This window comes from Streptomyces sp. NPDC050416 (assembly GCF_044458845.1).
Lineage (GTDB): Bacteria > Actinomycetota > Actinomycetes > Streptomycetales > Streptomycetaceae > Streptomyces.
In genome coordinates this window covers 992914-1006284 of record NZ_JBITII010000001.1, presented here as the reverse complement: position 1 = coordinate 1006284, position 13371 = coordinate 992914, and the positions used below count along the sequence as shown (strand labels likewise).

Here is a 13371-nt window from a genome sequence, read left to right as displayed (position 1 = left end):
GGGCTCGTCCCTTCGTCAGGTTAGCTCGCCGCCCGATCGGCTTGTGGCGGGCGGGAATGCGGTTGCCCCGATCTGTGGGAGGACGAGTCGGTCCCGCACCCTTCGCACCGCTTCGAACTGCTCGGCTGCGAGTCTGCGGGCGACCTCGCGGCGGCTGGTCGTCCGCTGTAGAGCACCGCCACGACGGCGAACTAGGGCGAGCGCGGTCTCGGCCGGTCGTTCCAGCCGTGCTGGACCGGGCAGCGATGCGAGCTCCGCCGACACGGTGAGGGCCGAGCTCAGGGGGCCTGCGGGGATGGCCAGCGAGGGCTCCAGTCCGCTGCCGAGGACCTCGGCCACCAGGTGAAGCATCTTGGGATCGTCCATATCGCGGTACGACTCGTCGATCAGCTCCGCCAGCGTGAACCTGTCCCGTGGAAGCCCCATGGTCCTCGGTGCCTGCAGGATCCGGTGGATCAGACGCTCCTGGAAGGCGTCCGAGCCGGTGAGGTGGTCGTTGCGGCCCGCCGGGCCGGTGGCGACCTCCCGGCTCAGTAGAACCACTTGCAGCAGCCAAGGCAGCTGGGAGTACGATCGGCCCGCCGACCAGCGGCTGACGGAGAGCTCCAGGCTCTCCTCTGCGGCCAGGCGCAACTGGACGAGCTGCCCCTGCCGCTCCAGCGCCGCGAGTCGGCTCTCCGCCTTGGCGAAGCGCTGTTCACAGACCTCGGTGACCCTGGCGACCACGTCCGCCAGGTCCTCCAGCCGTGCCGCAGTGTGGGCGTCGGCGCGTGCCAGCTCGGCCCTGGTCTGCTGCAGGTGCTCGGCCACGAGCCCGACCACGATATCGGTGACCTGGGCGTGACCGGTCAGCTCCGTAGCCCAGGCGACCAGGGCCTTCTGCCCGTCGACCAGTGCTCGGGCGGTGAGCGTCTCCCGGCGCCGGTCGCGCCCCGTGAGACGGGCGAGCAGGGCGGCGATCGCGGACTGCTCGCTCCGGAAGGGCGTCAGGTCCTCTGCCACCACCAGGCTGTTGGCGAGTTCCAGCATGATCCGGTCCGCGACGACAGGCATGTCTGCCACAAGCCCGTGGGGGTCCATGAGCATGCCTAGTGAACCTCCATGGTGCGCCGGATACCGTCACATTGCCGTGCCAGCTGAGCGACCCGCTTGTCGGAACCGCTGTTACGGGCGAGATCACGGCAGACGGACGCCACCTCTGCGAGCGTTCTCGCCAGAGCCGAGAAGCCGGGCCGCACAGCGAGTGGGGTCACAAAGCGGTCCAGCAGTTCCGCGACACCCGAACGATGCCAGGCTTCAGTGCACCACCTGCGGAGCTGCGCGGGCCGGACCGACGGTGCGACCTCCTCCCAGTCCAGCGGGAACACCAGTTCCAAGAACCCGGCCGCACGCTCATGCTCCCGGCCGGGGGACCCGGACAGAGCTGGCCACAGCACTCCGGCCGCAGAAAGGCCCAGCCGGGCGTTGGTGGCCACCGCGCGGTCCGCTGGACCCTCGAACGGGTCCACCCTCCTTTGGACCGCCCGCAGGGGGACCGGGCCTCGCACCAGGTCGGCGCGGTTGGCGGCCACCAGTACACCGCACGGGCCCCGTTCACGCCGCGCGTTCTGCACCAGCCGGCGCACCGACGCCTCGGCCGTGCTCCCGACACGAGTCGCGTCGGCCACCACAAGAAGCTCGTGCGCATCCTTGAACTCGCGGATCACCAAGCCGTCGAGAACTCCGGAGAGCAGCGTCTCGTCCGGACCTGGTGTGTCGATCAGCACGAGATGTCCGTACCGGTGGACGTCCTGAGCCATCCAGGGCACGGGCACGACGACCTCTGGAGCCTGCATGTCCCGGACGGCGGCGTGGAGCACGCCGGCAGGCAGCACCAGCGCCGCGAGCCGCACCGTGTCGTTGAGCATTGCCAGCCGTCTGCGAACGCTGCGGTACCCACGGTAAGGGCCGACCACCGGGGCCACGGCCAAGCGTTGACAGGACGCCCCCATGACATGGGCTAGCTCCTGCTGACCACGCGTCGTTTGGCGAACGGCCGCCTCGTTCTCGGGATGCAGCAGCCTCGATAGAAGCTCCTGGAGCGCGGCGGCCGTATGCGGAGCAAGCCGCAGCACGGGCCGCCGCTGCCTGCCCAGCGGAACGACGACGACCCGGGTCGGCAGCATCGTCATGGCAGAGCCCCGGGCGGGCAGCAGGTCCTGGCACAGAAGAGCGTTCAACAGGGTCGACTTGCCGGCCTTCATTGGTGCTGCCAGGACTACCCGGTACTCCGGAGTTCCTGCCTCGGCCCTGCTCAGATCGAGCAGGGCCAGCTGAAGGCGTCGCACCAGCTCCGAGTCCGGGGATCCCGGCTCGGCGAGCAGGCGCTCGATGTCCGCCCTCAGAGCCGCAAGGTCCGACCGTGGTTCAGCGGCCACCGAGATCCTCAACGCTGCGCAGGTGTTGTTCGACCGTCACCTGGAACCGGTGCAGGGAGTCGCGCAACTCCTCCTTGGCCTTCTCCTGGAGGACGTTGTCGTTTGCCGACTGCTCCAGGATCAGCCGGTACCGCTGGAGGAAGGCCTCGACCTCGTCGTAGTACTGGTTGATCCGGTCGACCATGCTCTCGCGGACGTGGCCGCCCAGTCCGCTGTGGATCTCGTTGAGCCGCTCGTCAAAGGACGCCTGCAGGCTCTTCTGCATAGCGTCCGACTTGACCAGGTAGGTGTGCGTGGTGACCTCTTTTTCCACCTCTTTGGTGAAGGTGGACTTCCATAGCCACAGCCGCCTGAAGGAACGCTCGTGGACTTCTTCCTCGACCTTCTGCTTCGATGTCTTTGTCTCGATTTCGGGCGCGTCCGGATGCTGTGGCGCGCTGACGGGCAGTGCGAGGTCGGGCATGGTGAACACGATGGCGAACTCGTCCCGGAGCCGAACCGCAGCCCGGTCGACGATCGGCTGGATCTTTGCGCTTTCCTTCTGGACCTGCTGCTGAGTGGAGATGCGGATCTTGTGTTCAATCTGCGAGCGAGTGCGCTCCAGGAGTCCGGCCAGGGCAGCTTGCGCCGACGCCGAGGCTGACTGCATGTACGCCTGTGCCTCGGCCTTAGTGTTGAACTCGACGGTTCCGGGCCTTTTGTGCCTGGTTACCTTCTTGAGAAGATTACCGTCCTGAAGGCTGTCCTTGCGTACTCGGTCGCCCAGGGCGCGAGCGGTTCGCTTTCCCTCTTTCTTTGCACCGTCCAATAAAGCGGACAGGGACTCGGTGAGTTCGGCGACAAGTTCCTCCGGAGCCGCCACGCGCTGGCGGAAGCGGGCCACTTCGTCGATCTCGCCAGTGATCTGTGTCGCCGCTGTGGCGAGTTCCTTCGACTCCCGCCCGATCAGATCGTGCCGGGCCCTGACGGCAGTGCGCAGATCGGACAGTTCGGATGCGACCACCTTGAGCGCCGACTCGACGGCCAAGGGCAGCGCCCTGGCCCGCAAGCCGGTGATGGCCGTGGAGAGCAGGTGCGGCAGGCCACTTCGCTCCCATGCGACCCGGGCCAGTTTCCGCATCCCGTCGGCGTCCGCCTCCTCGAGATCCTCCTCCCAGGTAAGCGGGTGCGCCAGCTGGAGCAGTTGCAGTGCGCTCTCGCTCTGCGCGGCCTCGAAGGAGGAGCCACGAAGCTCGAGCTCAGCCAGGACCCCAACCGACATCAGCGCCCGGTCGGCCGCCGTGGTGAAGATCCGATCGTCGGCGGCGTCCCCCAGCCCGAGGTTGAATGCGACTGAGCGAGCCAGCTCTTCGTCGCTCATGCCGCTCTTCTTCTTCCGCTGATCGATCTTGTTGACGACCGCGAAGAGCTTGTCCTGGCCGACGGCGCGAAGGAGCGGTTCCATCAGGTCCCGGATCAAGGCGTCGGACTGCCCGCCCATCTTGGTGTAGTCCAGGATCACCAGGACGATGTGGCTCTCGCTGAGCTGACGGCTCACGATGTCGCCGAGGACTGCGGACAGGTCGTCCTCGTCCGGACCGGGAGTGTCCACGATGACCAGTTGGCCCGGACCGGTCTCCTCGACCGCCTCCGGCGTCCAGTAGGGGGTGCGGACGACCGGGCTGTCCGAGAGTTCGCGGACCCTGTCGCCGGGAAGCAGTACACCCGCCAGTCTGACCAGGTCGTTGAGGAGCATCAGCGCCTGCTGTACAGCCCTCTTGCCCTCAAAGTGGGTGCTCACCGTGGAAACCCGCCCCTCGGCGATGTCCTGAAGCAGTTCCTCCAAATGCGGGAACTTCTCCTTCACGGCGGCGGTATCGGTCCTCAGCTGCTCCCGCAGTGCCGCCAGCAGCACTCCGAACAGCTCCGCATCTTCCTCGGCCACCTCCAGCACGGGGCCGAACGGGTCGTTGCCCCCGCTTCGCAGCGCATCCTGGCCGACCGCTCGCTCCAGCACGATCCGGGTGGGCAGGGTGGTCATGGCGGCCGCCCGCGCCGGCAGCAGCTCGTAGCCGGCGATCGCATTGACCAGAGTCGACTTCCCGGCCTTCATGGGGGCGACGACGGCCATCCGCAACTCGCCCTGCCGGACGGCTTTCAGCTGGTTCGTCACGGCACGGACAGAACCCGCCTCGCGATCTGGATGCCCACTCCAGTTGATCTTCAACTCAATTGCATGAGCCAAACAACGAAGGACCTCCTCAATGAGGTCGATCGCGTCCTTGGCATGCTCCTCCACATAACGCGCATCGCCACCTGTCGCGTCTTCCACTGCGCCCCCCTCATGTTCAGTTGTGGCGCGGCAAGATGCTGCCGTAAGGCCCTTCTCAGTGTGGCTCAAACATCTAGAAATACGGGCTCGTATGCCGAAATCGCTGCCTGGTGGACCGAGGACCGCCGACGCCATGTAACGTGTTGCGGACCGGTGTCGCGTGGCGTGATGTCCCCGCGGAGAAGCGCCGACTGCGGGACTGAACCGACGGCGGCCTCTGGCCCTAGAGGTCGAAGCTCCCGGCGGCTGCGAGGTCCCCATCGACCTCAGTGCCGTTGTCGCACACGAAGCGGCAGCCCGCTCCATGAATCGTGTAGGAGTAGGTGCCGATCTGCCCACTCCGGCTGATCCGGCAAAAACGGGCCAGGCCGAGGACATCTGCCAGTCGCTCAAGCGAGGGGATCGCCACCCTCGTAGCCCCGTCAATCGCGTTCAGAGCGTTCGTGGTCACACGCCGGCGTGGAGGTACGCGGCCCACAGGGACGGCGTGCGGGGAAAACGATCGCGGACAGCCTGGACCGCCAGGTGTAGGGCGTGGGGAGCCCGGCTGACATCTAAGGCGCCCTCGTCGGTGGTGAGGTGGGTATAGAAGGCGTCAGCGACGGTGACGGCGATCTGGTCGTCGATCTCCCACAGGGTCCCGATTACGTGGGGAAAACCGGCTAGCTGGAACGCCGAGGTCAGATGGATGGCCTCATCCAGCAACTCGGCGGCATCGATAGCCGCCGTGCGACAGGCTGACAGGTAGGCCAGCTGCGCCTGGCCCAACTGGACCGGGGCAAGGCTGGCGACAGTGAGCGGGTCGGTGTCATGGTCGTGGAGCAGCAGCAGGCTCTCCGACGGGTCCGTGGGGTGGCTGTCACCGTGGCAGGCGAAGTGCGCGATCGGGCACGTGGGCAGGAGCGCTAGGACGTTGTTCTTAGTCGGGAGAGCGGCTGAGAGGTCGGCGGGATCGCGGTCGGGGTCGGGTTCGCGCAGCAGCACGGGATCGGGCAGGTGGTGATGCAACTTCTCGACTTCTGCGGGTACGTGGTCCAGCCGACCTTCGTTGGGGAGGTGGGGGGTGGTGGGCATCGCCACGATGAGCGCGTGGGTGGGTGAGGGTGGCACGGGGTTGCGTTGGCGGGTGTGGCGCAGGGCGCGCACGGTGGGGGTGTAGGAGGAGATGACCCGGTCGAGGACGGTGCGCCGCTGCGGGGTATCGGCTGGATCGGTGTGGTAGCCGGCGGCGTGGAGGGGCAGCAGGCCAAGCAGACCGCCCGGTGCCCACCACACCCGGGGCCTGATGACCTCCGGTGAGGGCTGGCGGTGGTGGCCCAGCGCGGTCAACACCGGTTCGATGGCGACATCCCACAACCACTCTAAGGTCCGGGACAAGGTGGCTTGGGCCTCGCGCCGCAGCGCTCCGTTCGCGCCCGCGCCCGCGGTGTACAGGGCCTGGCGGAAGATGTTGATGCGGTCGATCAGGGTGGTGTAGCCGAGCCCGGGCAGAGGGACGGAGGTGACGCCGGTCTCGGTGAGCAGCAGGGCGTCGCTGCGGTAGTCACTGATGTTGAACACCGCCACCGAGCCCTGGTCTGCCTGGGTGAGAAGTTCCTCGGTCGTGGGGGGGAGCCCGAAGGAGGCGAACGCGTCGTGGGTACGGATCTCGGCTAGGGTGGCGGCGATGTCGCGGGCGAGCCGATGCCGGTCTTGTATGAGACGGTCCTGGCCTTCGTGCAGGGTATCTGGATTACCAATTGGCACGACGGCGGGAGCAGAGGTCTCCGGCTGGTCGAGACGGTCACGTAGCTCAACGAACCGTGCGGCCAGCTCCGGGTACTGCTCGTGGAGGTCAGTGAGATCGCTGCGGGTATGCAGGGCCTGGCTCAACAGCACTGCTCGGCCCGTCTCCAGCAACTGCAGCGCCCGGGCCGCGCATTCCTGTTTCGTCCTCCTGCGGTCTGCGAGAGCCAGCGCGGCGGCATCGCCGGTCAGGCCAGCGAACCCGCCGAGCGCATACTGCTGGTCACCACGGGCCAACTGGCGGGCGGCCACCTCTGGCAACAGCCGCACCGCCGCTTCCAACATGTCCGTTGCCCGTACACGCCCGGCTTCCGACTGGGCCAGGAGCCGAGCCGCCGCCCTGGCCGCACGCACACGCACTGAAGGCGCCGCCGACCCAGACTCCCACGCCCTTACGTATGCGGACACCGCTTTGTCGAGGTCCGCCTGGCCCCCGGTGCGCTCGAACCGCTGCCGCAGCGCGGCTCCTACGTTGGACAGGTACATTGCCCGGTCGGGGTGGTCGGCGGGGGTGGTTTGGACCGCCTCCCGGCCGACGCGGATGGCCTCGTTCAGATCCGCCAGATCCCCGGTACGCCCGAACCGCACCCGCAGGGCGAGGCCCAGGTTGGACAGGTACCCCGCCCGGCTGGGGTGGTCGGCGGGGGTGGTTTGGACCGCCTCCCGGCCGACGCGGATCGCCTCGTTCAGATCCGCCAGATCCCCGGTACGCCCGAACCGCTCCTGCAGCGCCCCACCCAGGTTGGACAGGTACCCCGCCCGGCTGGGGTGGTCGGCGGGGGTGGCCTGGACCGCCTCCCGGCCGACGCGGATGGCCTCGTCCAGATCCTCCTGACCGCCGGTGCGCACGACGCGCTCCCTCAATGCGATTCCCAGGTTGGACAGCATCGTGGCCCGTTTGGGGTGGTCGGCGGGGGTGGTTTGGACCGCCTCCCGGCCGACGCGGATGGCCTCGTCCAGATCCTCCTGATCCCCGGTGCGCCTGAACCGCTCGCCCAGCGCACGTCCCAGGTTGGACAGGTACCCCGCCCGGTTGGGGTGGTCGGCGGGGGTGGTTTGGACCGCCTCCCGGCCGACGCGGATGGCCTCGTCCAGATCCGCCTGATCTCCGGTGCGCCCGAACCGCTCCTGCAGGGCGGCCTTCAGGCTGGACAGGAATATTGCTGAGTGGGGGTGGTCGTCAGGGGTGGTTTGGACCGCCTCCCGGCCGACGCGGATCGCCTCGTCCAGATCCGCCTGATCTCCGGTGCGCCCGAACCGTTCCTCCAGTGAACCTCCCAGGTTGGACAGGTACATTGCCCGGTCGGGGTGGTCGTCGGAGGTGGTTTGGACTGCTTCCCGGCCAACGCGGATCGCCTCGTCCAAATCCTCCTGACCCCCGGTGCGCCCGAACCGCTCGCGCAGCGCAACCGCCAGATTGGACAGCATCAGCGCCCGGCCGGAGTGGTCGTCGGGGGTGGTTTGGACTGCTTCCCGGCCGGCGCAGATCGCCTCGTCCAGATCCTCCTGACTCCCGGTGCGCCCGAACCGCTCCTGCAAGGCGAGGCTCAGGTTGGCCAGCATCATTGCCCAATTGGGGTGATCGTCGGGGGTGGTCTGGACCGCCTCCCGGCCGACGCGGATCGCCTCGTCCAGATCCGCCTGACTCCCGGTGCGCCCGAACCGCTCGCGCAGCGCATCTCCCAGGTTGGACAGGTACCCCGCCCGGTTGGGGTGGTCGTCAGGGGTGGTTTGGACCGCCTCCCGGCCAACGCGGATCGCCTCGTCCAAATCCTCCTGAGCCCCAGTGCTCCCGAACCGTACCGCCAGTGAACCTCCCAGGTTAGACAGGTATATTGCCCGGTCGGGGTGATCGTCGGAGGTGGTCTGGACCGCCTCCCGGCCAGCGCGGATCGCCTCGTCCAGATCCGCCTGGATCCCGGTGCGCTCGAACCGCAACCGCAGGGCGAGGCCCAGGTTGGACAGCGTCGCTGCCCGGTCGGGGTGGTCGGCGGGAGCGGCGTGCAAAATGCGCTGCCACAGCTCTACGGCAGCGGACATCACGGTGAGTTCGGTGGAGACGAGTGCTTGCTCGAGCAAGTGGACAGCAACTGGCCTGGCCGTGTCGGCGAGAAGTGGCACCAGCGGTTCGGGCAGGTCGTCGACGCCAGCGAGGAAACACGGCGCGAACGACTCCACCGCCTCCTCCCAGTCCGCCTGGTCCTCGCCTTCGGGGAGCGCCTGGTGCCGGAACCAGTGCAACCATCCAAGGCTACGTAAGGCATCAAGGGAATCCTCGTCGCTACCCCGCAGGAGTTCGGCGAGTTGTCGCGCCTCGGTCAGAGCCTTAGGCTCCACCGCTGCGGAGAGATCCCCCGCAACAATGCGGTGTAGCCGCACCTGTATGACGGCGAGTCTGCGCGCTCGCTCTTCCGTCTGCTCACTCACGCATGATGAGGTTAGTCGCACAATCGGTAGATCAGGGGATGTTTCCCGATACGGTCTTTTTGAGTACCAGGAGCGGTCTACCGGTGCGCCAAGGGCACCGTATGGGGGAGGACGCCATGGCAGACAGGCCGAACGAGGTGGCGCAGCGCACGGCCGCAGCTTTGGCCTACGTCTGCGCGAAGTTGGAGCAGATTCGCGAGGAGCTGCGCACAGGTGCGGGTGGGGACGAGGCGCCACTGGACCACTTGCTGGCCGCGATACGCGACAGTAGGGACCTCACCGGCCCGCTCGAGCGGCTGCACGCTCGCCTGCAGGCGGACGTAGATGCCATGGGCATCTACGGGAACATCCGCAAGAGTGCAGTTGGCCGTGGTCTCCCCCTGGCCGAGGTGGATTCGTCGAGCCCGCCCGAAGTCGTGTACCTATGCCCGGCCGCCCGGTGTTCGCGCTATTGTTGGCCGCAGGTCGCCGCATCCGTACCCCAATGCAGGATCAGTGGGCAGAAGCTCCGCCGGGGACGGCTGTAAGCGGTGGGCGAGCTCCTGTTCGAACTCGGCAAGAAGCTCGCCGAGCGGCGGCTGTCAGCGCTCAGCACAGACCCAGCGGCGTGCCGTCACCGTTATTGGCGTCCCGCAGGACCTCACAAATGGCCTCCCGGCTCGCACACACGACCGCAAGGCCATCGGCAGCACGCTGCGGCAGAGCCCTCATCATCTCCCCGTCCGACGTACACGGACTCCGACGGCCTGGGCCCGGACAAGGACAGGTCTGTGAAACGCATCAGATGACGAACCATCCGATCACATCCGCCCAAGTCATCGAATCCTAGGTCAGATTCGGCTAGCGTCGCTGTCATATGGCGAAAATGTGGGGGGCGTTTGGACGAGCGGCATCACTGGACAGTGCACCTTGAGTCCAGGCTTGCACGGGTAGTGGCACAGCACGACCTAACCGCCATACTGGATCCGGCCGCTGCAGATGCAGCCCGACGGCTGTCCGCGCTGCTGACCGATGACGACTACGACGTGCGGGCCCGGTACGCGTTGGCCTGGTTCCACTGGTACCGCTCGGTCGCCCTGCCCGACGAGCAGGCTCGAGGACATCGCGATGCGGCAGTCGCCTTGTTCGTGCTGTGCTTCGTATCGGGAGCCCACGACATCCCCCCTCCTCTGCTGCCAGACGTCGCGGACGCCGTGCAGCCTGTGGCCCGCACCGTGCTCCAACAAGCTGTCGACGCTCAGCACCCCGGCCTCCTCACCGCTGCCGTGACCCTCTGGCAGTCCGTCGTGGCCGTCACCCGGGCAGACCACCCCGATCTGCCCGAGCGACTGTCGAACCTGGGGATCGCGCTCGCCGGCCGATACCGAAAGACTGGTGAACCTGACGACTTGGCGGCAGCGGTCGCGGCAGGGCGGGCCGCCGTGAATGCGACGGCCAACGACCATCCGAGGGCATCCGGACGATTGGTCAACCTCGGTAGCGCCCTCATAGCCCAGTACGAACGGACGGACGCTCTCGCGGACATCGACGCAGCGATCGCCGTGGCCCGGGCAGGGGTGAACGCCGCCCTACCGGGCCATCCCGACCGCGCGGCGAACCTGACCCATCTGAGCCTCGCGTTGTCAACGCGGTTCGAGCGTACCGGGAATGCGGAAGACCTCCTTACTGCCGTCGAGGCCGGTCGCGAGGCACTCCTGATCACGCCCGACGGACACCCGCACCGGCCGGCGCTGCTCTCCAACCTCGGCGGGACCCTCAGGGCGAGATTCGAGTTGACTCAGGACCCAGCCGACCTCGAAGCCACGTTAGAGGCGGACCAGGCGGCTTTGGACGCCACCCCCGATGACCATCCGGACAGGACCACCCGGCTGCTCAACCTGGCAACCACGTTACGGCTCCAATCGGAGGCCAAGGGCGACCCAGCCGCCCTGGACGCCGCTGTCGAGGCGAACAGGGCGGCACTCTCGAACATCCCGGACAACGATCCCGTCCGGGCCGAATGGTTGTCGAACCTCGCCGTGGCTCTGGAACGGCGATATCGGCTGAACGGAGCCCTGGCAGACCTCGACGGTTCGGTCGAGGCCATGCACGCCGCTATCGCCGCGATGCCGGCCGATCACGTTGCATGGGCGGGCAGTCAGTCCAACCTCGCCATGACTCTCAAGGCACGGTTCGCGCGACTCGGTCATCGGGCGGACATCGACGGAGCTGTCGAGGCAGTTCGAATGGCCATCGACGCCACCCCGGACGGCTCCCCTCGCCGCGCCGGACGCCTGTCGAACCTCGCTGTGGCGCTGGAATCCCGGTTCACGCGATTCGGGGACCAGGCAGACCTCGACGAGGCCGTTGATACTGCTCGTAGCGCTGTCGACGAAACCCCCTCCGGTCACCCCGATCAGGTGAAGTGGCTGGACAACCTCGCCGGGGCTCTGCGGGAGCGCGCCGTTCGGACCGGCGCTGGACGGGATATGGACGAGGCCGTCGACACGGCCAGGGCCGCCTTGGCCGCCGCCACCGGTGAACGCGACCACCCGCACCGAGACGCGGCGCAGTTCAACTTCGGTCTAGCCCTTAGCGTTCGATACGCAGCAACCCGGGCTGAGGCGGACCGCGATGTCGCGTCGACCGCCCTCGCGGGCGTACTCGAAAGCGCCACCGCCGTGCCGCTCCTGCGCGTGTTCAGCGGCATCACCGCGGCGCAGTTGATCGCCCCGTCCAACCTCGGGCGGGCATCCGACCTGTTCGAAGACGCGATCGCGCTGCTCCCGCTGTTGACGCCTCGGCACCTCCAACGAGGGGACCAGCAGCACGCTCTCGCAATGTTCACCGGGTTACCCGCGGAAGCCGCGGCACACGCCCTGTCCGACGGGCGACGGTCCGAGGACCGGCGAGCTGCCCGAGCCCTGCACCTGCTGGAAACGGGCAGAGCCGTTCTCCTCAACCAGTCAATCGACACCCGAAGCGACCTCAGTACCCTCCGCCGGGCACACCCTGAGCTCGCGGCGCGGTTCGTGCGATTGCGCGATCTGCTGGACAGCCTCTCCGACACCGCGTCCGTCGACACCGAAAAAAACCCACCCTGGCTGCATCGCTCGGCGGACCAGCGGCGACGTGTTACAGCCGAGTTCGAGACGATGCTGACCCTGATCCGCGATATCGACGGCTTCGCCGACTTCGCACTCCCTCTGAGCGAAGAAGAACTGATCGCCCAAACCAGGGACGGGTCCATCGTCGCCCTGAACGTCAGTACCTACCGCAGCGACGCTCTGCTTCTCACAGCAGACGGCATCACGTCCCTTGAGCTTCCTGGCCTGCCACGTTCAGAGGTGGTGGAGCGGATCACTGCGTTCCGCCAGGCACTCCGCTCCGCGAGGGACGGAACGACGCCGACCAGCAGACGACGTGCCCAGGCCGACATCACTGACACGCTCGCCTGGCTCTGGGACGCCGTGGCAGAGCCGGTGCTCCTCGCTCTGGGCCATCATGGGCCGCCCGCGCCCGGAGCGGAGTGGCCACGCATCTGGTGGGCGCCCGGCGGCCTGCTGAGCGTCCTGCCTCTGCACGCCGCCGGTCATCACTCCGACCCATCGGACGATCCGCGGTGCCGGACGGTGATGGACCGGGTCGTTTCCTCCTACACCCCGACCGTCCGCTCCCTGCGGCACGCCCGCCGGAACACAGGCACCAAAACGGAGTACGCACAGGACCGCGCGCTAATCGTCGCCATGCCCGTCACGCCAGGCGTCCCCGGGCGCCTGGAAAACGTTCCCGCCGAAGTGTCCATCGTGGGCAGCCTCCTGTCCCCCCATGTGCTGCTCATGGAAAAGGAGCGCGGACGTTGCGCGGACAGCGACACGGTACGAGGCAATCGCACGGTAGCCCAAGATCTCCGTCCTACTGGCGAGAACGTCTTGGCACAGCTGCCCCGGTCTTCCATCGTCCACTTCGCCTGCCACGGTGACGACCATCCCTCGGATCCCTCCCTGAGTCGACTGCTCCTCCTTGACCACGAGACGAGCCCGCTCACCGTGGCCCGACTCGCGCAGCTGAAGCTAGGACACGCCCGTCTTGCCTACCTTTCCGCATGCGGCACGGCCCTCTCAGCCGTGCCTGAATTGCAGGACGAAGCAATTCATCTCACCAGCGCCTTCCACTTGGCAGGCTTCGCACATGTGGTGGGCACGCTCTGGGAGATCAACGATGCCTACGCCTGCACGTTCGCTGAGCGCTTTTACAAGTACCTCTTCGCACATGACAAGGCGCTCGCGACCGAGAAATCGGCTCTCGCTCTGCATCATGCTGTGCGCGCCGCGCGGGACGAACTGCCCCGGCTGCCCTCCTTCTGGGCGGCATATCTCCACGTTGGCGCCTGATAGCCCAGGGAGCAGTAGGAGCTCACCGTCCGTTGGTGCTGAACATGTGACGCACGCC

General features: G+C 67.4%; 6 protein-coding genes. 1 reads left to right on the top strand and 5 read right to left on the bottom strand.

The window, feature by feature from the left end:
* Positions 1 to 15: 15 nt before the first annotated feature.
* The 5 genes from ACIBL4_RS04470 to ACIBL4_RS04450 all read right to left on the bottom strand — a co-directional run bounded on the left by ACIBL4_RS04470 (position 16) and on the right by ACIBL4_RS04450 (position 8940).
* Positions 16 to 1062: a hypothetical protein gene (locus ACIBL4_RS04470; protein WP_399406378.1), complete on the bottom strand. Its 1047-nt coding sequence runs from the start codon at positions 1060 to 1062 to the stop codon at positions 16 to 18.
* A 26-nt stretch (positions 1063 to 1088) separates the two neighbouring features.
* On the bottom strand, positions 1089 to 2417 hold the full coding sequence (locus ACIBL4_RS04465) for a hypothetical protein (protein WP_399406376.1): 1329 nt from the start codon (positions 2415 to 2417) through the stop codon (positions 1089 to 1091).
* On the bottom strand, positions 2407 to 4728 hold the full coding sequence (locus ACIBL4_RS04460) for a dynamin family protein (protein ID WP_399406374.1): 2322 nt from the start codon (positions 4726 to 4728) through the stop codon (positions 2407 to 2409). The genes ACIBL4_RS04465 and ACIBL4_RS04460 overlap by 11 nt, the downstream gene beginning before the upstream one ends.
* Positions 4729 to 4951: 223 nt before the next feature.
* The gene (locus tag ACIBL4_RS04455) at positions 4952 to 5137 is read right to left on the bottom strand and encodes a DUF6896 domain-containing protein (RefSeq protein ID WP_399406583.1); all 186 of its coding nucleotides are present in this window, start codon (positions 5135 to 5137) and stop codon (positions 4952 to 4954) included.
* 38 nt (positions 5138 to 5175) lie between these two features.
* On the bottom strand, positions 5176 to 8940 hold the full coding sequence (locus ACIBL4_RS04450) for a CHAT domain-containing protein (protein ID WP_399406372.1): 3765 nt from the start codon (positions 8938 to 8940) through the stop codon (positions 5176 to 5178).
* A gap of 932 nt (positions 8941 to 9872) precedes the next feature.
* Between ACIBL4_RS04450 and ACIBL4_RS04445 the strand changes: the two genes are divergently transcribed.
* Complete coding sequence (locus tag ACIBL4_RS04445; RefSeq protein ID WP_399406370.1) at positions 9873 to 13313, top strand: CHAT domain-containing protein; 3441 nt, start codon at positions 9873 to 9875, stop codon at positions 13311 to 13313.
* The last annotated feature ends 58 nt before the right edge of the window (positions 13314 to 13371 follow it).